This is a genomic window from Ramlibacter sp. G4-7 (assembly GCF_057784995.1).
Genome location: NZ_JBYNTT010000015.1, coordinates 73,670 through 93,092, shown reverse-complemented (window position 1 = coordinate 93,092; position 19,423 = coordinate 73,670). Strand labels below are relative to the sequence as shown.

Below are 19,423 nucleotides of genomic sequence, written 5' to 3'. Positions count from 1 at the left end.
TCAATTCGAGTTTCAGCCCCAGCATTGGCGGAAGCAACACCGCCCGCGAACTCGTCAGCCAGGGGTGGACCGTGTATGGGCTCGCGCGCCGGCCGATCACCGATCTCGAGGGCCTGCACCCGCTGACAGCGGACCTGCTGGATCCGGCCAGCCTGGCCACGGCACTTGCCAACGTTTCACCGACCCACGTCTTCATCACCACGTGGTTGCGGCAGGCCGCCGAAGCCGAGAACATCCGGGTCAATGCGGCGATGGTGCGCAACCTGCTCGATGCGCTGTCGCCGCGGAAGTCGGTTCGCCACGTCGCCCTCGTCACCGGGCTCAAGCACTACCTTGGCCCGTTCGAAGCCTACGCAAGCTCCGGCACGCTGCCGGACACGCCGCTGCGCGAGAGCTAGCCACGCCTGCCGCTGGAAAATTTCTACTATGCGCAGGAGGACGAGGTGTATGCAGCAGCCGAGCGCGACCGCTTTACGTGGACGGTGCACCGGCCGCATACGGTCATCGGCATGGCAGTCGGCAACGCCATGAACATGGGCACCACGCTGGCGGTGTATGCGAGCATCTGCAAGGAGACGGGACGCGCATTCCGCTTTCCGGGATCCGAAGCCCAATGGAAGGGCCTGTCCGATGTGACCGACGCCCGCATGCTCGCCAGGCAGCTGGTGTGGGCCGCCGACACCGATGCCGCCCGCAACTAGGCCTTCAACATCGTCAACGGCGACGTCTTCCGCTGGAGCTGGCTGTGGACGCGGATCGCGGACTGGTTCGGCGTCCAGGCGGCTGGCTTCAGCGGCACCATTCAGCCACTCGAACCGGTGATCGCGCAAGACGTTTCTCTCTGGCGCGAGATCGCCCTGCGCCACGGCCTGTCCGAGCCGGAGCTCGATCGCCTGGCCTCGGCCTGGCATACCGACCTCGATCTCGGCCGCCCGCTCGAAGTGATGACGGACATGGCAAGGAGCCGCAAGCTGGGCTTTTCCGCCTGGCAGGCCGCGGACGAATCGTTCTTCGACCTGTTCGCCCAGTTGCGGGAAGCTCGCCTCATTCCGTGAGGAGCTGCAAGCCGGTCGTCTGACGCGACGCCGATGAACGCAGCGCGTCGCGCTGCGGGTCATCGAGTTCCAGGCCAGCGACAATCGCGGCCATGTCTTCCGGTGTGCTTCAAGCGGCGCTCGCGTACGCGATGTGGGGCCTGTTCCCCTTGTATTTCAAGGCCGTGTCGGCCGTGGGTCCGCTGGACATCGTGCTTCATCGCGCCTTGTGGACGCTCGCATTCATACTGATGGTGCTGGCGGCGCTGCGGCGCTGGGCGTGGCTGCGCGAAGCAGTGCGCCGTCCCAGGATCTTGGCCACGTTTGCATGCAGCGCACTGCTGTTGTCGGCCAACTGGCTGGTGTACGTCTGGGCGGTGAACAACGGCCGCGTGGTCGATTCGAGCCTGGGCTACTTCATCACCCCGCTCGTGAACGTGCTGCTCGGCTACTTCGTGCTGAAGGAGCGTCCGCGCCGCGCGCAGTGGTACGCGCTCGCGATCGCGGCGGCCGGCGTGCTGTGGCTGACCCTCATGACAGGCGTGCTGCCGTGGCTCGGGTTGATCCTTGCCGCGACCTTCGGAATCTACGGATTGATGCGCAAGACCGCGCCCCTCGGGGCGCTCGAGGGGCTGGCGCTCGAGACGCTGTTGGCCGCACCGCTGGCTGTCGGCCTGCTCGCCTGGCGCACGTCGCATCATGGCAGCGCCGTGGGGGACGACGTGGTGCTGCTGGCGCTCCTGGCGCTGGGAGGGCCCCTGACCGCGCTGCCGCTGCTGCTCTTCGCGGCCGGCGCCCGCCGTATCCCGATGGCGACGCTCGGCGTACTGCAATACATCGGTCCGACCATCCAGTTCGCGCTGGGCGTCTGGTTGTTCCACGAGCCATTCGGCGGACCGCGCCTGGTCGGGTTCGCGTTGATCTGGCTCGCGCTCGTGATCTACACCGCGGAAGGCTGGGTGATGCTGCGACGACGCGCGTCGGCGAACCAGCAGCCCGTTCAGACGGCGCCAGGGTCGCGGTGAGAGGGTGTGGGCAGGCGGCAGCGAGAACGCCGCACTGGTGCGGCGTTTTGCTTTGGGGGATCAAGAGCACCAAACTGAGTGACGCCGAGTGGACCGGCCTCGCGGCCGGCAATTTGTAGTGGTTTGGTCGACACCTTCGCCTGACGCGTGGCCCTGGCCTTTCGAGCTGCTCTCGCTGGAGGTCGGCTGCCTTTGGTCGGAGCAGCCGTGCGGAGAGCGCCGGTCTGAATGCTCAGAACACGAAGCGGAAAAGGGCGTAGAGCAGCAGCGAAAGGACCACGGATACTGCAATGGAGCCCGCCCAACCGAGCTTGTTGGAAAAGAAGAAGAACATGCAAGCATGTTGACCCGGTGACAGCCTGTCGCTGTCGGCATGGGGGCGTGCTTTGCAGTAAGACGGAGCCTTTCGCTCACGACGGCGGCCTTGCCAACCCCGGCATTCGCTTGCTAACGCAGCTTCGATCACTGCCATCTCCGCAGCCTCCATACCCATTGGAGGCGAGCGCGGAGACAGCGGCAAACAGGGTTCTCGCTAACCCCGGGTCCTGCGGTATGACCGGTCCTGCAGGTAGATGTTCACGAGCAGGAACACGCCGCCGAGCGCAGCGCCGATGAAGCAGACGATCGCCAGGCCGGGGTAGCCGAGCACGCGGAAGTCGGTGTCGACGCGCATCAGCAGCGCCGCGCCGATGATCAGCGCCGCGAGGACGAGGCCGGTGGTGACGCGGTTGGCGATCTTCTGCATGCCTTCGATCATGCCGGTGGCATCCGTGGCGCGGACTTTGATCTCCAGCTCCTTGTCCGCCACGGCGTCCAGGATGCGGTTCACGCGACGGGGCAGGCCGGCGGCGAAGCTCTTGAACTCCATCGCCGCCGTGAGCAAGCTCCCCTCCGTGGCCTCGCGCTTCATGCGCGTGGACAGGAGTTTTCCCGCATGCCGGCGTACCGCCGCATTGGGGTCGAACTGCGGGTCCAGCACGCGGCCGATCTCGTCCAGCTGCAGCAGCGTCTTGGCCAGCAGCGCCAGCTCGCTGGGCACGAAGAAGCCGCAGTCCGCGGCGACGGTGCTGACGTCAAGCAGCGTCTGGCCGATGCTCACATCCTTCAGGCCGCGGCCCTGCTCGCGCGCGACCAGAAGCCCCAGGCGGCGGCGGAAGTCGGTGGCGTCGGCCTCGTCGTTCTTCTCGCTCACCTGGATCAGCGATTCGGCCGCCTGCTCACTGCGCCCATCGCTCACCGACAGCAGGATCTTGAGCAGCTGCTCCTGCATGCCCGGCGTCGTGCGCCCCACCATGCCCAAGTCGAGCAGTGCCAGGCGTCCGTCGTCGGTGATGAACACGTTGCCGGGGTGCGGGTCGGCATGGAACAGGCCGTCCACCAGCACCTGCTTCAGGTAGGCGTGGAACAGCTCGTCGAGCAGGGCGGTGCCGTCGACCTCCAGCCGCGTGTAGCCTGAGAGCTTGGTGATCTTGGTGCCGTGCACGCGCTCCATCGTCAGCACGCGCTTCGTGCAGTAGTCGGGGATCGGCTGCGGCACGGCCAGGCGCTCGAACTCGCGCAGGCTGCGGCCCACCGCGACCAGGTTCTCCGCCTCGCGCTCGTAGTCCAGCTCCTCGTGGATGGAGACGCGGAACTCTTCCAGCATGAGCCGCAGGCGGTGGCGGCGGCCGACGTCGGTGTGTGCGTCGAGGAATTGCGCGATCTGCGTCAGCACGTCGAACTCATCGGCCACCTGCTTCCCGACGCCGGGCCGCTGCACCTTCACGACCACGGGCGTGCCGTCGCGCAGCGTGGCGGAGTGCACTTGGCCCAACGAGGCGGCCGCGATGGGCTCCGGGTCGAATGACTGGAAGGCCTTGGAAATGCGAACGCCGAGCTCCTCTTCGACGATCGCACGCACCTCGTCGAATGCGAAGGGCTTCACGTCGTCCTGCAGGCGCGAGAGCGCCTTGACGTAGCCGGCGGGCAGCAGGTCGGGCCTGCTCGATAGCACTTGACCCAGCTTCACGTAGGCCGGCCCCATCGCCTCGAGGTCGTCGGCCAGCTGATCGGCGCGCCGCTGTGCAGCTTCGTCGGCCGGGCCATCGCCGGCGCGAACCGCACGCCCGTGCTTCCACATCAGGCGGGCGATCTGCCGCCACCGCTGCAAGTGATCGATTTTGGTTGTCATGCGGCCGGGAACTTCAATGGGAGAGCCCGAGTGTCCCTATGCCAGAGCCGCCCCCTTATCGTCCCGTTGCCCGTCCGTGTGTCGGAATGTGGCACGTCGGGCGGGCCTGGCTCATCCTGAAAGGCACTGGCTACCATGCCCTCCGTCCGTGAACCGGCAACTTTGGGAGTGGGCGCATGCGCAGCGGAAAAGTTCTTCTTGATTTGCATGACGGCGTCATGACCGCGACGCTTCACCGTCCCGAGAAGCTGAACGCGATCGACAACGAGCTGGCGCGTGAGTTGTTGGACGCGATTGCGGCCGCTGGCAGCAACGAGGAAGTGCGCGTTCTGCTGTTGCGAGGTGCGGGCCGCGCTTTCTGCGCTCGACACGACCGCCGCGCGCGTGTGCAAGCAACTCGCCGCGCTCGCTCCGCAGGTGGTGCGTCGCTACAAGAAAGTGCTGAACGAGATCGGCCTGGCGTCGTTCCGAAGTGCGGTGCAGGCGGAGACGCAGGCGCAAAGCGAGCTCCAGGCGTAACGCCGCGGCGCAAGCTCAGGCGTTCTTCGTCAGAGGCTCTGACCCCGCAGGTGCCTTGCCGTCAGCGACTGCATGGGCCGGGTGATGTCGCGCATCGCTTGCATGAACACCTCGGCGCTGGGCGCAAGCGTGCGGCTCCTCTCGCGAACCATGCCGACGGGAATCCCTGACGGCAGATCGATCGGGAGAACGCGCAAGGAAGCGGGCAACTTGCCGAAACGCAGGATCGAGCCGTACATCACGGTGAGGAATGATTGGTTGGCCACCAGCTCACTGCGGACCAGCATGGACATCGTCGTGACCGTCGGGCCCGGCAGGCTTACGCCCTGCTGGCGGAACTGCTCCTCCAGGTGCGCCGTGACGGACCCGCCTGCCGAGGGTAGCGCCCAGGGGTGGGAGGCAGTGTCTTCCAGCTTGACGGTCTTCTTGCTGGCCAAGGGATGCTGCGCTCCCGCGACAATGAAAAGGCGGTCATCGAACAGCGGCTCGAACACCAGGTCGCCGCCGCTGGCCCCAGGATGCTCGCGGCCGATGCCGAGATCAACGGATCGGCCGGCGACCTCACTCGCCAACTTGCCCGATTCCAGTTCGGCGACCTGGAAGCGGAATCCAGGGCGATCCGTCCGGATCGCACCAATGGCGTGTGGCAAGAGTCCGGCGCACACCGCCGGCGTGCCGCCTAGCCGCAGCTCGCCGCGTTCCGCACCGGCCAGGGACTGCAGTTCGTCCACCGCGTGACCAAGTTCTTCGAAAACACCCCGGGCGCGACGCAGCAGGATTTCGCCCTGCGGCGTCACGCTGACGCCGCGGTTGTTGCGATCGAAAAGCCGGACGCCGAACGTAGCCTCCAGCTCCCCGATGGACTTCGACAGGGCGGGCTGCGTCAGGCCGACCTCGCTCGCGGCCCCCAGGATGCTGCCCGATCGCGCCACCGCCAGCAGCAGCCGCAACTCGCGCAAGGTCACGCGCCTGAGGACCAGATCCAAAGTATTCATAGCTACAACCTGCCGGTGATACCAGGATCCGTAGATGCGATACCGCAAGCATAGCAACGTGCGTAAGGTAGGGCTCTTGGCCGACCGACCCGAAGGAAACGTGATGAACAAGTTGCTCACCCTGTGGGCCGTCCTGATGGCGCCCACCGTCGTGGGTGGCCAACCCCTCGCCGGTGCGAGCGGAGAGCGGTCCGGCATCACGGCGTTGGCGCGACACGTGTTCGACGACGCCACCATGCCGGGAAAGGAGTTCCGTGTCCTGCAAACCACCTACGCGCCCGGTGGCCAGAACCCGAAGCACTACCATCCCTCGCACGTCGTGTTTTACGTGCTCGAGGGATTGGGCGTGTGGCAGGAAGAAGGAAAGGATCCGGTGACGCTCAAACCCGGCGAAAGCCTGCATGTGCGCCCGGGGATGGTTCACGCGCACCGCAATGCCAGCGCAACGGAGAAGCTGGTGTTTCTGGAATTCGTCATCGTGGACAAGGCGCAGAGAAGCACCGTCCCGATGCGATAGGGAGCCTCTCCCGGACGAAGCTTGCTATCTGTCGAAGGCAGTCGTCGGCGGCTCTTGGCAGCACTCGGTGACGTCGTCGGCAGCAGGAGCGATGTAGGTCAATCCTTCCGGCTCGATGCGCGCGGGCGCGGCGAGCCCATGCGGGCTGTGATCCGCCGCACCCAGGATGTGGGTCACCCGCCAGCCGCAGAACACCATCACGTCCGCGATCAGCCTGCGGTGACACCGCCACCAGAGAAGCTCCGAGCACATGATCACGGTGCGCGATGCCTTTGCCACGTGCAGCAGCGAATGCAGTCCTTGGGCGAACTCCTCCGACTGCAGATGCTGGGCATAGGCCCGAAACGAGGGGTGTCGCCAGGCACTGCCTTCCTCGTTCACGAGATCCGGACGCCGGCGGCCGCCCAGCTCCGGGAACCAGTGGTATGCGAGGCCTTGGCTGGCCAGCGATGGGCCGAGCGCTTCAGCTCCAAACTGTGGATGGCGGCGGGAACCGGGAAACCGCCTGACGTCGGCCACCGTCTCGATCGCGTGATCTCGCAGGATGGCGAGGAACGCGGCGAAAGAATGCGTGGAATGCCCGATGGTCCAGACCGCACCTTCCGCGGTGGCTTCGTGCATGTCTGGCCCGGACGAATCTGGCATGCGGCCATGGTACGTGGCCGCGCTGTCACGGGGGCTCTCAGTCACGGGCGACCATGCCAAGGGGCTCGACCGCGGCCTTCATCTACTCGACGCCTGAGCCGGCCCCGATGATCAATGCATCGGGTGACCCAGCCGGCGGCTTGCCCTCGAAATGGCGTAGTTGACCAGGCAGTACAGCACCGCGACGGCAAGGTACACGGGAACGAGCGAGCGGTAGTTGGCGATGAGCACCCTGGCGTTCTGCATCAGTTCGCCGTAGGTGACGACGTAGCCGAAGGTGGTGTCCTTGACCACGATCACCAGTTGTGCGACCAGTGCCGGGACGATGTAGCGCAGGGCCTGGGGAAAGACGACGTGGGCGAAGACCTGCGCTTCGGTGAGGCCCAGGGCCCGGGCCGCTTCCGTCTGGCCGCGGCGCACGGCGAGCACGCCGGCGCGGTACACCTCGGCCACGACGGCTGCAGTGCTGAGTCCCACGGGCAAGGTCAACATCCAGTAGGCACTGAGCTTGATTCCGGCCGACGGAAGGACGAGGAAACAGACGTAGATGAGCAGCAGGGTCGGCACGCCGCGCAGGAATTCGATGACCGCCACGGCCGGCCAGCGGACGAGCCGCAGCCGCGACAGGCGGCCGACCAGCAGCACCAGCCCGAGGACCAGCGCGATGGCCGCCGCCGCTGCCGCCGAGGCCAGCGTGCCGAGCAGGCCCTTGCCCAGGAAGGCCCAGGTCGTCTGCCAGGCGAAGAACTCCCAGAGTCGCCCCTCGAACTGGCCCGCGTCATGGAAGCGATACACGATGCCTGCGACCAGGACGAGCAATGCCGCCGCGGCGGTCACGCTCACGGCCCGGGTGACGGCCTGCGCCTTGTGGTTCAGGTCGCCGAAGAGGACGTCTTCCAGGGCGCGGCTCATCGCAGGATCCGCACCTTCCTGTCCAGGGTGGCGCCGGCCCAGGCAATGAGCAGGGCCGAAGCCAGGTACAGCGCAGCGGCCGCAGCGAACGCCGCGATCCCCGCGGCGGAGTCGTTGGCGATCTTCGCCACCAGCGCCGTGAGCTCCCGGCCCGGCAGGGGCACCTGGGAGGCCAGCGAAGTCGACAGCATCAGCGCGATGAGCAGCGAGGTCAGCGGTTGCACCACCGATCGCAGCGCTTGTGGCAGCACGATCGCGGAGATGACGACCCTCGGGCTCATGCCCAGGCTTCGTGCAGCGTCGACCTGGCCGCCGGCGACGGTGTTGATGCCCGTGCGCAGGTAGTCCGACGTGAAGGCGGAGCAAACCAGGGCCAGCGTCAGGATCACGCTCGGCTCATAGTCGATCACGACCTGGAGATCCGGCAGCGCGAACACGATGAAGATCAGCAGCGCCACGCTCGGGATGTTGCGGAAGATCTCGACGTAGACCGTCAGCACGAAACGCAGCGGCCGCAGCGGCAGGAGCCGGGCCACCGTCACGACGACGCCCAGCGCGAAGCCGGCCAGGAACGACAGGGCCGTGAGCTTCCAGGTAAGCAAAAGGGCCTGCCCGAAGGCGGCCCCATAGTCGGCCAGGAGCCGGGAGGCACCGCCCATCGGTCAGGGAAGCGGAGGCGGCGTCGGAACGTTCGTGCTGCCGGTGCGCTGCCCGATGGTCACCGTCCAGAGCTTGGCCCAGGTGCCGTCCGCCTCGATCTTCTTCAGGAAGGCATTGACGAAGGCCACGCCGTCCGAGCCCTTGGGCAGTCCGATGCCGTACGGGTCCTGCGGACCGAAGGGAGCACCCGCCAGATGCGCGTCGCCGGTGCCGAGGCTCAGGACGTTGAGCAGCAGGGTGTAGTCGGTCACGTAGGCGTCGACGCGTCCCTGGCGCAGGGCGTCGAGCGCTTCCTGGTGGGTCTGGAACTCCTGCACCACCGCCTTGGGCGCGAATTGCGCCAGGATCGCAGGCCCCGTCGAGCCCGCCTGGGTGGCGGTCTTCTTGCCCGCGAGATCGTTGTAGGACTGGATCGCCTTGTTGTTCGACTTGACCAGCACCCCCGCCTGCGAGGCGTAGTAAGGCCCGGCGAAGGAGATCTTCTCCGCGCGGGCCGGGGTGATGGAATACGTCGCCAGCACCATGTCCACCTGGTCGTTGATGAGGACCTGCTCGCGGGTGGACGACGTGACCTGCGTGAACTTGTACTTCGACCCGTCGCCGAGGATGTAGCGAGTCAGGAGCTGCGCCAGGCCCGCATCGAAACCGCGGATCTTGCCGTCCTTCTCGTTGAGCATCGAGAACAGGTTCGACGTCTGGGTGCCGCCCAGGCGCAGCGTGCCAGCCTGCTTGATCTTGCTGGCCCATTTGTTCGCCGCAATGGTCGCGGCATCGGCTACGGGGCCCTGGGCGACCAGCGCGTCGAAGGCTGCCGCGTCGACGGGTGTGCCTTGCGCGAAGAGGGGCGCACTGGCTGCCACCGCCAGTGCGGCCACGGTGGCTTTGAGGAGGGATTGAATCGACATGGAATTTCCCGATTGGTGTGGAGCGCCGACAAATGTATAGCAGTCCCGGGCGGGCTGTCGGGAGGGGATCGGACCGGCTGAGTCCGCAGCCAGGAGCAGACATCCCGCCTGCGTCCCCGTCCGATAATCCGCACCATGAATCCACCCTTCTCCGGCAGGTGCGCCTGCGGCTCGGTCAGCTACAGGTGCGCGAGCGAGCCCGTTGCGATGTTGAACTGCCACTGCAGCGATTGCCAGCGTGCGAGCGGGGCTCCTTTTGCCTCCGGCATCGTCGTCAAGACGGGGGATCTCGAGATCTCCGGCAGTCCGAAGGCCTACGCCGTCCGTGCGAGCAGCGGGAAGATGACGACGCGCGGGTTTTGCGGCGATTGCGGCACGCCCCTGTTCACGCAAAGCGAAGTCAACGCGCAGTTCACGTCGATCCGGTTCCCTACGCTGGACGATGCTTCCGCTTTCGCGCCGATGCTGGACATCTGGACGTCGAGTGCGCAGCCATGGGTGTGTCTCGACGAGAAGCTTCCACACTTCGCGGCGTCGCCGCAGGAGGCGGGGTGATTCCCGTGACCTGCTGAAGCGTCCGGCCAGGTGGTCGTTCAGCCGCCGTGGAAGCCCTCGAGGATGTCCTTCTCCGGCTTCTCCGGTTGGATCGTCGAATCGTTCGTGCGCGCAGGCGAATCGAGCTGGCGGCTTTCCTGCGCCGCTTTCTCCAGCTTGGCTTTCACTTCGTCGGGCGGTGTCGGATCGGCGTTGTTCAAGTCGGGCATGGCCTTCTCCGTGGTTGGACCTATCGTAGTTGCGGCCACGCCGCAGTGTTGTAGGTGATCGCCTCCGCCGCCGCGTCACTCCGCCTTCAGGCCGGCCTTGCGGACCAAGGCAGCATTGAGCGACACCTCGCGGATCACTTCCGCGGTGAACTCGTCCGGTGACATGGGCATCGGATCCACGCCAAGTGCGGCCAGCCTTTCGCGGACCTTCGGGACCTGGAGTGCCTTCAGCGTCTCGCGGCTGAGCCGTTCGACGACTTCGCGTGGCGTACCGGCCGGGGCAAAGAGCCCGAACCAGATCGGATACTCTGCGTCGGCGAAGCCGGCTTCGGCCGTGGTGGGCACATCGGGAAGCGTCGCCGAGCGCTTGGAGCCGTTGACAGCGAGCGCCACCAGCTTGCCGTCCCGGACCTGCGGAAGCACGAGGGCGACCGGACCGAAGAAGAAGTCCGCCCGACCGGCGAGGACCTCGGTCATGGCCTCGGCCCCTCCCTTCATCGGCACGTGGACGACCAGCACGCCGGCACTCGCCAGGAACCGCTCGGCGCTCAGGTGCGTCGCGGTGCCGACGCCGACGGAGGAGAAGTTCAGCGTATTCGGCTGCGCCTTGGCCGCAGCGACGAGATCCGCGGCCCGCCTCATGCCCTTCGCGGGCGACACCACCAGCACGCTCGGCGAGCTGCCGAGCGACACGATGGCGGTGAAATCGAGCACCGGGTCATAGGGAAGGTTCCTGTAGAGCGCGGGCGCGATGGTATGGGCAGCTCCGTGCGCAAGCAGCGTATAGCCATCCGGCTGCGCCTTCGCGACGACCGCCGTGCCGATGACGCCCCCGGCCCCCGCACGGTTCTCCAGGATGATGGGCTGTCCGAGCTGTTCGGAAACCTGTTCGAGCACGATCCGGTGGACGATGTCGGTCGAACTGCCCGCGCCAACCGGGACGATGGCGCGCAGGGGTTTCACCGGCCACCCCTGGGCCGAGACATTGAGTGCCGTGAGTGCGAGAAGAATCGGGATCAAGCGGTTCATGGGGAACTCCATCGGATTGCAGCGGATTCTGGGAGGGGAGCCCTGATAAATCCAATAGAGAGTTATTCTGGATATTGATGCCGGTTCGGCATGAGAGAGGCACGTCATGGACCTGCGTCATGTCCGGACCTTCGTTACCGTGGCCGAGCTGGGCACCGTCTCCAAGACGGCCGAGCGGCTCCATGTCGCCCAGCCGGCGCTTTCGCGGCAGATCGCCCTGCTCGAGGATGAACTAGGTCTGAAGTTGTTCGACCGGGTCGGCCGGCGGCTGCTGCTCACGAGCGCAGGCGAGCAGCTTCTCAACGACTGCCGTGGGCTGCTCAATTACGCGCGCGCACTGGGCGAACAGGCGCAGGTGCTTCAGCGCGGCGATGTCGGTGTGTTGCGCGTGTCAGCATCGCCCCATCTGATCGAGGGCATCTTCCCCGATTTCCTGCACCACTATGCGGCGCGCTATCCGAGCGTGCAGGTCAGGCTGGTGGATGCCGCGGCCGGGCCGGAGGCGTTTGCAATGCTGGACCGCGGCGAGGTCCAGCTGGTGCAGACCGTTGCCAGTGCCATCACGCCGAACGAGGAGCGTTTCGCGAGCCACGATCTCGCGCCCATGGAAATGCTGGCGGCCTGCCAGCCGAAACTGCGGCTCGGCAGCGATGGCAAGGTCGAAATCGCCAGCCTCGTGACTTACCCGCTGCTCCAGGCAACGCAGGACTTCGCGATGCGCAGGAACTTCGACGCCGCCTGCCGGCTTGCCGGCTTTACGCCCAACAACGTGCTGGAATGCCGCGCCCCTCACGCGCTGCTCGCCATGGCCGAAGCCGGACACGGCGTGGCCATCATCCCTTCGGCCCTGCGCATCCACCGGTACAAGATCCGTGTGCTGCGCGTGACCTATCGCGGCAAGGCGCTGAACGAGCCGCTGACGATGCTTTCGGACAAACGCCGACCGCTCCCGGTCTACGCCAAGGTGTTCTGCGAGATGCTCGCGGATCACGTCCGCAAGGGCTTCCCGCTGCCGCGCCGGTAGCGGGCATCTCGTCGACGACGCCAGCCGCACGGGGTCGGGCGAGGCGGCGCTACTTGCACCCCGCCGTCGCGATGACGTCCGAGCCCCGAACCGTTCGGCAGCTGCTGTCTTCGGGCCCTCGCACCATGAGTTGTGCGGAAGCGCCGGCGCGAGTGCTCGGGAGCGTGCGCGCGTCGCTTTGCCGGCGGCGCGTTTTGCTGAAGAATGCTGAACCCGTCCCCAGAGTCGCCGCCATGACAGCCTCGCACGTCAAGCGCATCTTGGTTCTCCTGGCCGTGAGCCTGGCGGGGTTGGTCGCTTACCTCCTTTTCTGGCCCGTGCCGGTGGAGCCCGTCGCCTGGCAGGCACCGGTGGCCCCTGGTTACGCGGGCGTGCATACAGTCAACTCGCGGCTGGCCAACCTCCGGACCATCGACATCGGCAAGGAGGTCGGCCCGGAACACCTGGCCTTCGGGCCCGACGGCAAGCTTTACGCGGCGATGGCCAGCGGCAGCATCGTGCGGATGAACGCGGATGGAAGCGGCCAGGAGACCTTCGCCAACACCGGCGGGCGCGTGCTTGGCTTCGATTTCGATGCGCACGGCCGGCTGATCGCTGCGGATGCCGTGAAGGGCCTGCTCGCCATTGGGCGCGACGGCAAGGTCACGGTGTTGGCCAACCAGGTCGGCCCCGGCGACCCGATCCGCTACGCCGATGCCGTGGTGGTGTCACCGGAGGGGCGGATCTACCTGACCGACGCCTCGACGCGCTTCGGCCCGGCGCAGTGGGGAGGTACGTTCGAAGCGAGCGTTCTCGACATCCTGGAGCAGTCTTCCACTGGCCGCGTGCTGGCGCACGACCCGCGCTCCGGAAGCACGGGCGTGGTGGCGCGCGGCCTCTCTTTCGCGAATGGCATCACGTTGTCGGCGGATGGCCGGAGCCTGTTCGTCAATGAAACCGGAAAATACCGCGTGTGGAAGATCGCCGCCGCGGCGCTGGACCTCGACGTGCGCCAGCCATCGTCGCAGGCACAGGTGTTGCTCGACAACCTGCCAGGCTACCCGGACAACCTGATGCGGGGCCTGGAGGGCAAGATCTGGCTGGGCTTCGCGAAGCCTCGCAATCCGGTCATTGACAACATGGCCGACAAGCCTTTCCTGCGCAAGGTCACCCTGCGGCTGCCGCGCGCACTGTGGCCAGTGCCCAGGACCTATGGGCACGTGATCGCGTTCACCGAGGACGGACGGGTCGTAGCCGACATGCAGGACCCGGCGGGCGCGTATCCGGAAACCACCGGGGTCACCGAGACACGGGAAAGGCTGTACGTGCAGAGCCTGCACGCGAAGGTGTTGGGGTGGCTGGCGCGGTGAGGGCGACCGGCAGCCGTCCCTTCGTGAAGCAATCCGTTCGATGATCAGCCCGCCGACGAGAGCCGGTGCGGCGGCAATCGCCGCAAAGAACGGGAACGCGAGCAAGCCGAACGGGCCCGGCCCTCCGTCCATGAAGACAAGCTGCCTGGCCGTCACCCCATGGTCTCCGTGCTAGGGACAGGATGCAAGCGCGTTCCCGTGGTCGCATGGCACCGCGCTCTCGAGGCGCGACAGCTCGTCGACCGCTTCGTCGGCGCACAACCGTTGCGTGCTCTGCTTGCCACGCGTGACTCTCACCCCTTGCATGAGCGCCGGCTTCTCTTCCTCTTCGTAATAGCTGAAGACCGAATGGATCACGGAGAACTGCCCCGAAGGAGAGGTCGGTTGCCAGGATGTGCGCTACGAGGGCAGGAACGTCAGGACGGGCAGCGCCATAGCGCTCAGTGGCCAGGCGGTGATGCGGCCGTGCGCGGACCGCGTCACTCCCTGCGGCCATGAGGGCTACAGGTTCAAGAGTGGGAAGGTGGAATACCGCGTGACGCCCGACGGGCGGCTGCTTGTGACCCAGGGCGCCACGGTCCTGGTGGACGAACGAGGGGAGTGGCAGGCGGCGCCGCCCCCGCAGCCTGGGCCGCCTGATGCCCTGGTACAGCGCCTCGGCCTGCAGCTGCGATCCGACTACGCGAGCGCCCGGGCCAAGCTGCTTCGCACGTCATGGAAGCCCGATGCGAACCGGGAACAGCCTGGTGCCGGCGGCGCGCGTGCGTACCCGCAATACCCCGAAATCGTGTGCGGCCAGGGCTACGACGCCGTCTGCAGCGGCCGCTTCGAGAAGGCGGGGGAAGCCATCGTCCTCTCCCTCGATCCGAGGACGAAAGCGTTGCGGGTCACGTCGATCGACCGGGACTGAAGGCGCGCGCGTCCGGTCCTGCCAGTCACTCCTGTTCGTCGTTGACGTGGCAGCTCAGGTGCGCGTACTGCCCGTCGGCCAAGGGCAATTCCTCGAGGCCGAATCCATCCCCGCGCAACTCCCCGGCGGCCCCGTACTTGCGCACTTTGCACTGGTTCTTCTTCGCGAAGTCTTCCAGCGCCCGCGTATCCCCCTGCAGTCGCAGCACGACGCCGGCGCCATCGTTCACACAGCAGCCGATGAACCGGATCTGGTACTCCTCTTCGAACAGGACGGCCTGGTGCCCCAGGATGGACAGCGGCTTGTGGACGACATAGAAGTCGCGGTAGTCGACGCGCCGCTGCGGCTTCGCGGAAATGATGCCGTTCTTCTTCAGCTCTCTGAGGGCAGCGCCCTCCTGCGCCACGCGTTTGAAGTCCGGGAGCGCGCGAAAGGACCTGAGAAGGGTTTGCTCCAGGTCCGCCGCGGCCACGGCCTGCGCCATGAGGGGCGGGGAGGCCGCTGTCATTGCAGCGGCAGTTGCGAGGAACAAGGCGAGTCGAAATTTCATGGTACCGCAGGCTTTGGAAGAGACCGGCGCCGATCCTAAGTGGTGGTTGTTGATATGCATACGATTGCTCGACGAGAAGGGCCGCATGTGCTGCGTGGTCGCAACTGCTGGCAGCTCTCTCCGCGAGGCCAGCGACGCTGGGAAGCGGAGGGGATCGTTCAGCGCGAGGTCGATGCGGAGGTCCCGCCGCGGGTGGAGCACCGCCTGAGCGATTGGGGTGAGCAGCTTTGCCCGGAGCTGGAGGGACTGCTCGGGTGGTTGCAGAAAAGACCGGAGACTTGAAGGGGAGAGGAGCAGCCGTGTTGCGACGCTCAGTGATCCGGGACCGGCCTGCCGTTCTCCAAGCGTTCACCGGGATATAGAACGACGATGGCTCGTTCGGCATGTCCTGCGCGAGACATCCACTCCCGGACAAACCTCTCGACCTCAGCGCGGCCGTCACGCATTCCGAGATCACGGTTGCGGGGCTCGTTTCCGCGGGAGACCAGTGCCGGGCCCAACGACCGATTCAGTTCTTCGAGCTTTTCTGCCTTGTCGAACCGGGCCCAGCCACTCTGGGACTTTCGCTCGGTCTCCTCCTGGTAGAGGGCGACTGGTTCGGCGAGTTCGACAGGACCTGTGCGGACGACGCACCGGAGTTCCGTGCACTCCATGGGCCAGCGCTTTTCCATGCGGATCTGGTACTGGTACTTCGCGGCAGTCCTGATTTCCGACACCGTGGCGCCAAAGGGAAGAGGGATCTTCACTGCACCGCCGGCGGGGAGTCGTAACTCCGTTTCGGAGGGGTTCCGCTTCTCGAAGCTTTCGTAACCCTTGACCCATGCAATCGTCAGCACCCCTCCGTTGGTCGCAATGAACTCGGGTACCTTTCGACTGCCTGTCCGTATCGCATCCACGCCATCGGAGGAAGGCCGGTGGGGGTAGTACACGTTCCAGGCGGCCAGCGCCAAAACTGCTGTGGTGAGAACAGCCCCTGCGCCGATGTGAAGGTTGAACTGCAAGACCTCTCCACGCTGTATACCGGCTGGGAACTGTACCTTCAACGGCCAGCTTGTCGCGCGTCCGCTTGGCGCCTTCTGTGCTGCGAATGTCGCTTCGGCTCGAAAGCAGACGTTCTTCTGTGGGCGCCGTACGTCCGCTTCCGGCCCCCGAAAGCGGACCTCAGACTACTCCCTGCCGAAGCGCCGCTCGGGAAGTCCCGCGACGTCCACGTCGATGGCCAGCAGCGAACCCGACCAGGGCTCGTCGCGCTGCTGCTGGCGTGTGAGGAAGCGCCGCGCTGTCGTGATGTACAGCGTGCGCAGGTCGGGGCCGCCGAAGCACACGCAGGTGGGATTGCTCACAGGCAGCCGGATGACGCGATCGATGCGCCCATCCGGCGCGTAACGCACGACGCGCTTGCCCGCAAAGATCGCGTTCCACACGTAACCTTCGGAGTCCACGCAGGCGCCATCCGGCCGGTCGCGCACCGCGGTGTGGTCGACGAACACTTCGCGTTGACCCAGCGTGCCGGACACCGGGTCGAGGCCGAAGCGCCAGGTCGTGTACCGCCGCGTGTCGGAGAAGTACAGCGTGTCCTCGCCCGGCGACAGCGCGATGGTGTTGGCGACGATGACGTCGCCGAACTGGCGGTGCACGCTGCCGTCCGGATCGACGCGGTACACGCTGCCGTTGCCGCGGTGCAGCTGGTTGTCCATCGTGCCGACCCAGAAGCGGCCGCGGCTGTCGCAGCGGCCGTCGTTCAGGCGGTTGTCGGCGCTCCCGTTCGGCTCCACCTGGCACACCAGTTCGCGCCGGCCCGTGCCCAGGTCGAAGGTAACCAGCGCCAGGTCCAGGCCGAGCAGCACCCGGCCCGGGCTTCGCAGCAGCGCCAGCGAACCGACGTAGCGCTCATCGAACTGGAAGACGTCGTGGCGCCCGCTGGCTGGGTGGAAGCGCTGCAGCCGCGCCTCCTCGATGTCCAGCCACAGCACGGACTGGGTCTGCTCGCACCACAAGGGCGTCTCGCCCAGCACGTCGTTCCCCGGCACCACGCAGCGCAGGCCTTCAGGCATCTCCATCGCTTACCTCTTCGAAAGGGGCCCCACTGTGCCACCAAACGGGCGCTTTCCGGCAGGAACGAAGCGGGCTTTTTGCTGACTAGAATTCGCCCAGCGCCGAGCAGTCGCGCGGCCGCAAGAGAACATCCAAGGAGCGCTCGTGACCTTCCGCAAACTCGCCACCCTCGCGGTGCTCGCCGCCGCCTGTGCCGCGGCATCCGCCCAGGACATCCAGGAACGCGTGATCCGCTTCGGCCACGTGAACCCGCTGGGCCACCATCTCTCGCTCGGCGTCCAGAAGTTCGCGGAGATCGTCGCGGCCCGCAGCGGCGGCAAGCTGAAGGTGCAGGAGTTCCACAGCAGCAGCCTCGGTGGCGAGCAGCAGCAGTTCAGCGCTGTGCAGGGCGGGGCGCAGGACATGGTGGTGCTGTCGGCCACGGTCACGGGCGGCGCCGTCAAGGAGTTCACCTTGCTGGACATCCCGTTCTCGTTCACGCGCGGCGAGCAGGTGGATGCGCTGGTGCAAGGGCCGTTCGGCAAGGCGCTGCTGCAGCGGCTGCCGGAAAAGGGCCTGGTGGGCCTCGGCTTCTGGGAGGCGGGCTTCCGCCAGTTCACCAACAGCCGCCGTCCGATCCAGACCGTGGAGGACCTCAAAGGCCTGAAGTTGCGCGTGATCCCCAACCCCATGTTCGTGGAGAGCTTCGCGGCCCTCGGCACGAACCCGGTGCCGATGGCGTTCCCCGAGCTCTATGGCGCGCTCGAGTCCAAGGCCATGGACGCACAGGAGAACCCGTTCGCGATCATCCTGAACAGCAAGTTCTACGAGGTGCAGAAGTACCTCAGCGTGACGAACCACGTGTACACCGCGAGCCCGGTCCTCGTCAGCAAGAAGCTGTGGGATCGCCTGGGCGCCGCGGAGCGGCAGATCCTGCAGGACGCCGCGGTGGAGGCGGGCGTCTACCAGCGCCGCCTGAGCCGCGAATCGGCGGTCGCGGCCCGCAAGGAGCTCGAAGGCAAGATACAGATCAACGACGTGCCGCCCGCGACCCTGGCCCGCATGCGCGAACTCACCGCGCCGGTGGCCGAGAAGTTCGCCGCGACCTACGACCCGGCCGCCGTGAAGCTGTACCGGGCGGAACTGGAAAAGGTGCGCGCGACGGTGCGGTGAAGGCTCCCGGAGTCGCCGCAGGCTTCGGCAAGCCGCGCGGCGTACATGCGTGTCTGTTATTTTTTTTTGTACTGCGTCGACCAGATGCCTAAGCAATAGGCAACAGCCGCAGAGCGAGCACCGGCGCGGCTGTCGTGAGGTCTCCACAACGTTGTCCACAACGTTCTCCACGCATCTGATGGACAGCAGCGTGAGGCAGGTGTGCTAGGCGTTCTCGCAGGTCCGCTGACGCCAAAAGCCGCCATGTCAGTCGCCTTCGGCTGCATCGCAATGGGTAGTTGCCCGCCGACAGCCGTTGCAGGTCATCCTGCATCGCTCCATCTCTTTACGCGGGTCCGTTCACGCGCTCGCGCCGCTCGCACGGAAACAATACTGGACGTCGCGCCACGCTCGTGCACAATTCCGTCGCGTGACCTGGACCACCACCACCGCCCACGTGCTGTTCGTCCTGCTGCTTTCAGCCTGGGCACCGCACTCTGCTGCGGCGGAGCTGCAGCTCGACGGCATGACGTGGCCGGAAGTGCGCGACGCGCTGCGCGGCGGCAGCACGACCATCCTCATTCCCGTCGGCGGCACGGAACAGAATGGTCCGCACATGGCCCTGGGCAAACACAACGTCCGGGCCAACCGGCTGGCCGAACGCATCGCCACGCAACTGGGGCACACCCTGGTCGCTCCGGTGGTGGCATACGTTCCCGAGTCCGCCGGGCACATGCGTTTTCCCGGCACGATCTCGGTGTCCGGCGAGGCCTTCACCGGCATCGTCACGGGAGCGGCGCGCAGCCTGCGACAGGCCGGCTTCCGCAACATCGTGCTGCTGGGCGACTCGGGCGACTACCAGCCGCTGCTGCGGCAGGTGAGCGAACGACTGAACCGTGAATGGGCCGGCAGCGGCGCGCGCGTGCACTACATCGCCGCCTACTACCAGGCGGCCACGACCGGCTACGCCCAGCTGCTGCAGGAGGCCGGCTTCACGCCCGCGCAGATCGGCCCGCATGCCGGGCTTGCCGACACCTCGCTGATGCTGGCCGTCGACGCGTCGCTGGTGCGCAGTGATCGCCTGGCCGAGGCCTCGCCGCAGACCGGCGTCACTGGTGATCCGTCGCGCGCTTCCGCCGCACTGGGGCAGAAGGGCGTCGACCTCATCGTCGAGAAAACCGTCACCGCGATCCGCCAGGCCCTGGCGGGGACCCGGTGAGCACGCAAGG

The 19,423-nt window shown here is 66.6% G+C and carries 22 protein-coding genes and 2 pseudogenes; 12 read left to right on the top strand and 12 right to left on the bottom strand.

The genetic code is table 11. The features are described 5' to 3' along the window. Positions 1–23: 23 nt before the first annotated feature. Positions 24–1,055, top strand: a pseudogene (locus AC3EGR_RS19720) (SDR family oxidoreductase). Positions 1,056–1,147: 92 nt separating this feature from the next. Continuing rightward, positions 1,148–2,059, top strand: a complete 912-nt coding sequence (gene rarD / locus AC3EGR_RS19715; protein ID WP_488548220.1) for an EamA family transporter RarD — start codon at positions 1,148–1,150, stop codon at positions 2,057–2,059. 232 nt (positions 2,060–2,291) lie between these two features. Here rarD and AC3EGR_RS19710 read toward each other — a convergent pair whose 3' ends face one another. Both AC3EGR_RS19710 and AC3EGR_RS19705 read right to left on the bottom strand, forming a co-directional pair. Continuing rightward, positions 2,292–2,531: a hypothetical protein gene (locus AC3EGR_RS19710; RefSeq protein WP_488548219.1), complete on the bottom strand. Its 240-nt coding sequence runs from the start codon at positions 2,529–2,531 to the stop codon at positions 2,292–2,294. Between the two features lie 60 nt (positions 2,532–2,591). Then, positions 2,592–4,229 carry an ABC1 kinase family protein gene (locus tag AC3EGR_RS19705; RefSeq protein ID WP_488548218.1) on the bottom strand — a complete coding sequence of 546 codons (1,638 nt, stop codon included), beginning with the start codon at positions 4,227–4,229 and terminating at the stop codon, positions 2,592–2,594. Positions 4,230–4,405: 176 nt separating this feature from the next. Between AC3EGR_RS19705 and AC3EGR_RS19700 the strand changes: the two are divergent. Both AC3EGR_RS19700 and AC3EGR_RS19695 read left to right on the top strand, forming a co-directional pair. Next, positions 4,406–4,579 (top strand): annotated as a pseudogene (locus AC3EGR_RS19700) (enoyl-CoA hydratase/isomerase family protein); the annotation flags it as partial. A gap of 34 nt (positions 4,580–4,613) precedes the next feature. Further along, complete coding sequence (locus AC3EGR_RS19695) at positions 4,614–4,748, top strand: hypothetical protein (RefSeq protein WP_488548251.1); 135 nt, start codon at positions 4,614–4,616, stop codon at positions 4,746–4,748. Positions 4,749–4,777: 29 nt separating this feature from the next. Here the strand turns inward: AC3EGR_RS19695 and AC3EGR_RS19690 are convergent, their stop codons facing one another. Continuing rightward, positions 4,778–5,743, bottom strand: a complete 966-nt coding sequence (locus AC3EGR_RS19690) for a LysR family transcriptional regulator (protein WP_488548217.1) — start codon at positions 5,741–5,743, stop codon at positions 4,778–4,780. A 103-nt stretch (positions 5,744–5,846) separates the two neighbouring features. On the opposite strand from AC3EGR_RS19690, the gene AC3EGR_RS19685 reads away from it, so the two are divergent. Continuing rightward, a complete protein-coding gene (locus AC3EGR_RS19685) occupies positions 5,847–6,260 on the top strand; it encodes a cupin domain-containing protein (protein ID WP_488548216.1) in 414 nt (137 codons plus the stop codon). Positions 6,261–6,284: 24 nt separating this feature from the next. Here AC3EGR_RS19685 and AC3EGR_RS19680 read toward each other — a convergent pair whose 3' ends face one another. From AC3EGR_RS19680 to AC3EGR_RS19665, 4 genes are all read right to left on the bottom strand, one after another. Then, positions 6,285–6,881, bottom strand: coding sequence for a DUF488 domain-containing protein (locus AC3EGR_RS19680; protein ID WP_488548215.1), 597 nt, complete (start codon positions 6,879–6,881; stop codon positions 6,285–6,287). A 135-nt stretch (positions 6,882–7,016) separates the two neighbouring features. Continuing rightward, on the bottom strand, positions 7,017–7,817 hold the full coding sequence (locus AC3EGR_RS19675; protein ID WP_488548214.1) for an amino acid ABC transporter permease: 801 nt from the start codon (positions 7,815–7,817) through the stop codon (positions 7,017–7,019). Then, positions 7,814–8,476: an amino acid ABC transporter permease gene (locus AC3EGR_RS19670; protein ID WP_488548213.1), complete on the bottom strand. Its 663-nt coding sequence runs from the start codon at positions 8,474–8,476 to the stop codon at positions 7,814–7,816. The genes AC3EGR_RS19675 and AC3EGR_RS19670 overlap by 4 nt, the downstream gene beginning before the upstream one ends. A gap of 3 nt (positions 8,477–8,479) precedes the next feature. After that, positions 8,480–9,382 carry a glutamate ABC transporter substrate-binding protein gene (locus AC3EGR_RS19665; RefSeq protein WP_488548212.1) on the bottom strand — a complete coding sequence of 301 codons (903 nt, stop codon included), beginning with the start codon at positions 9,380–9,382 and terminating at the stop codon, positions 8,480–8,482. Positions 9,383–9,517: 135 nt separating this feature from the next. Between AC3EGR_RS19665 and AC3EGR_RS19660 the strand changes: the two genes are divergently transcribed. Beyond that, positions 9,518–9,937 (top strand): GFA family protein, encoded by a 420-nt coding sequence (locus AC3EGR_RS19660; RefSeq protein ID WP_488548211.1) that lies wholly within the window; start codon positions 9,518–9,520, stop codon positions 9,935–9,937. 38 nt (positions 9,938–9,975) lie between these two features. On the opposite strand, the gene AC3EGR_RS19655 is transcribed toward AC3EGR_RS19660, so the two are convergent. After that, complete coding sequence (locus AC3EGR_RS19655; protein ID WP_488548210.1) at positions 9,976–10,146, bottom strand: hypothetical protein; 171 nt, start codon at positions 10,144–10,146, stop codon at positions 9,976–9,978. 75 nt (positions 10,147–10,221) lie between these two features. After that, positions 10,222–11,175 carry a Bug family tripartite tricarboxylate transporter substrate binding protein gene (locus tag AC3EGR_RS19650; protein WP_488548209.1) on the bottom strand — a complete coding sequence of 318 codons (954 nt, stop codon included), beginning with the start codon at positions 11,173–11,175 and terminating at the stop codon, positions 10,222–10,224. 106 nt (positions 11,176–11,281) lie between these two features. Between AC3EGR_RS19650 and AC3EGR_RS19645 the strand changes: the two genes are divergently transcribed. The 3 genes from AC3EGR_RS19645 to AC3EGR_RS19635 all read left to right on the top strand — a co-directional run bounded on the left by AC3EGR_RS19645 (position 11,282) and on the right by AC3EGR_RS19635 (position 14,458). After that, a complete protein-coding gene (locus AC3EGR_RS19645) occupies positions 11,282–12,199 on the top strand; it encodes a LysR family transcriptional regulator (RefSeq protein WP_488548208.1) in 918 nt (305 codons plus the stop codon). Between the two features lie 233 nt (positions 12,200–12,432). Next, the gene (locus AC3EGR_RS19640; RefSeq protein ID WP_488548207.1) at positions 12,433–13,548 is read left to right on the top strand and encodes an SMP-30/gluconolactonase/LRE family protein; all 1,116 of its coding nucleotides are present in this window, start codon (positions 12,433–12,435) and stop codon (positions 13,546–13,548) included. Between the two features lie 523 nt (positions 13,549–14,071). Beyond that, positions 14,072–14,458, top strand: a complete 387-nt coding sequence (locus AC3EGR_RS19635) for a hypothetical protein (RefSeq protein WP_488548206.1) — start codon at positions 14,072–14,074, stop codon at positions 14,456–14,458. A gap of 25 nt (positions 14,459–14,483) precedes the next feature. Here the strand turns inward: AC3EGR_RS19635 and AC3EGR_RS19630 are convergent, their stop codons facing one another. Continuing rightward, positions 14,484–15,068: a hypothetical protein gene (locus AC3EGR_RS19630; RefSeq protein WP_488548205.1), complete on the bottom strand. Its 585-nt coding sequence runs from the start codon at positions 15,066–15,068 to the stop codon at positions 14,484–14,486. Between AC3EGR_RS19630 and AC3EGR_RS19625 the strand changes: the two genes are divergently transcribed. Continuing rightward, entirely contained in the window at positions 15,063–15,290 is a 228-nt protein-coding gene (locus tag AC3EGR_RS19625; RefSeq protein ID WP_488548204.1) for a winged helix-turn-helix transcriptional regulator, read from the top strand. The two genes, AC3EGR_RS19630 and AC3EGR_RS19625, sit on opposite strands and share 6 nt — an antisense overlap. A 29-nt stretch (positions 15,291–15,319) precedes the next feature. Here the strand turns inward: AC3EGR_RS19625 and AC3EGR_RS19620 are convergent, their stop codons facing one another. Then, positions 15,320–16,051, bottom strand: coding sequence for a hypothetical protein (locus tag AC3EGR_RS19620; protein WP_488548203.1), 732 nt, complete (start codon positions 16,049–16,051; stop codon positions 15,320–15,322). 123 nt (positions 16,052–16,174) lie between these two features. Then, complete coding sequence (locus tag AC3EGR_RS19615; RefSeq protein WP_488548202.1) at positions 16,175–17,068, bottom strand: SMP-30/gluconolactonase/LRE family protein; 894 nt, start codon at positions 17,066–17,068, stop codon at positions 16,175–16,177. A gap of 139 nt (positions 17,069–17,207) precedes the next feature. Here AC3EGR_RS19615 and AC3EGR_RS19610 point away from each other — a divergent pair, with 139 nt between their 5' ends. Together AC3EGR_RS19610 and AC3EGR_RS19605 are read left to right on the top strand one after the other, a co-directional pair. Next, positions 17,208–18,215, top strand: a complete 1,008-nt coding sequence (locus AC3EGR_RS19610) for a TRAP transporter substrate-binding protein (RefSeq protein WP_488548201.1) — start codon at positions 17,208–17,210, stop codon at positions 18,213–18,215. Between the two features lie 409 nt (positions 18,216–18,624). Beyond that, entirely contained in the window at positions 18,625–19,413 is a 789-nt protein-coding gene (locus tag AC3EGR_RS19605) for a creatininase family protein (RefSeq protein WP_488548200.1), read from the top strand. Positions 19,414–19,423 lie beyond the last annotated feature (10 nt).

Coding starts and splice junctions, on each gene's coding strand:
- rarD (WP_488548220.1), top strand. CDS start 1,148: ATGTCTTCCGGTGTGCTTCAAGCGGCGCTCGCGTACGCGATGTGGGGC.
- AC3EGR_RS19625 (WP_488548204.1), top strand. CDS start 15,063: ATGCATACGATTGCTCGACGAGAAGGGCCGCATGTGCTGCGTGGTCGC.
- AC3EGR_RS19680 (WP_488548215.1), bottom strand. CDS start 6,881: ATGCACGAAGCCACCGCGGAAGGTGCGGTCTGGACCATCGGGCATTCC.
- AC3EGR_RS19615 (WP_488548202.1), bottom strand. CDS start 17,068: ATGGAGATGCCTGAAGGCCTGCGCTGCGTGGTGCCGGGGAACGACGTG.
- AC3EGR_RS19630 (WP_488548205.1), bottom strand. CDS start 15,068: ATGCATATCAACAACCACCACTTAGGATCGGCGCCGGTCTCTTCCAAA.
- AC3EGR_RS19665 (WP_488548212.1), bottom strand. CDS start 9,382: ATGTCGATTCAATCCCTCCTCAAAGCCACCGTGGCCGCACTGGCGGTG.
- AC3EGR_RS19685 (WP_488548216.1), top strand. CDS start 5,847: ATGAACAAGTTGCTCACCCTGTGGGCCGTCCTGATGGCGCCCACCGTC.
- AC3EGR_RS19645 (WP_488548208.1), top strand. CDS start 11,282: ATGGACCTGCGTCATGTCCGGACCTTCGTTACCGTGGCCGAGCTGGGC.
- AC3EGR_RS19650 (WP_488548209.1), bottom strand. CDS start 11,175: ATGAACCGCTTGATCCCGATTCTTCTCGCACTCACGGCACTCAATGTC.
- AC3EGR_RS19710 (WP_488548219.1), bottom strand. CDS start 2,531: ATGGCAGTGATCGAAGCTGCGTTAGCAAGCGAATGCCGGGGTTGGCAA.
- AC3EGR_RS19655 (WP_488548210.1), bottom strand. CDS start 10,146: ATGCCCGACTTGAACAACGCCGATCCGACACCGCCCGACGAAGTGAAA.
- AC3EGR_RS19705 (WP_488548218.1), bottom strand. CDS start 4,229: ATGACAACCAAAATCGATCACTTGCAGCGGTGGCGGCAGATCGCCCGC.
- AC3EGR_RS19660 (WP_488548211.1), top strand. CDS start 9,518: ATGAATCCACCCTTCTCCGGCAGGTGCGCCTGCGGCTCGGTCAGCTAC.
- AC3EGR_RS19675 (WP_488548214.1), bottom strand. CDS start 7,817: ATGAGCCGCGCCCTGGAAGACGTCCTCTTCGGCGACCTGAACCACAAG.
- AC3EGR_RS19670 (WP_488548213.1), bottom strand. CDS start 8,476: ATGGGCGGTGCCTCCCGGCTCCTGGCCGACTATGGGGCCGCCTTCGGG.
- AC3EGR_RS19690 (WP_488548217.1), bottom strand. CDS start 5,743: ATGAATACTTTGGATCTGGTCCTCAGGCGCGTGACCTTGCGCGAGTTG.
- AC3EGR_RS19640 (WP_488548207.1), top strand. CDS start 12,433: ATGACAGCCTCGCACGTCAAGCGCATCTTGGTTCTCCTGGCCGTGAGC.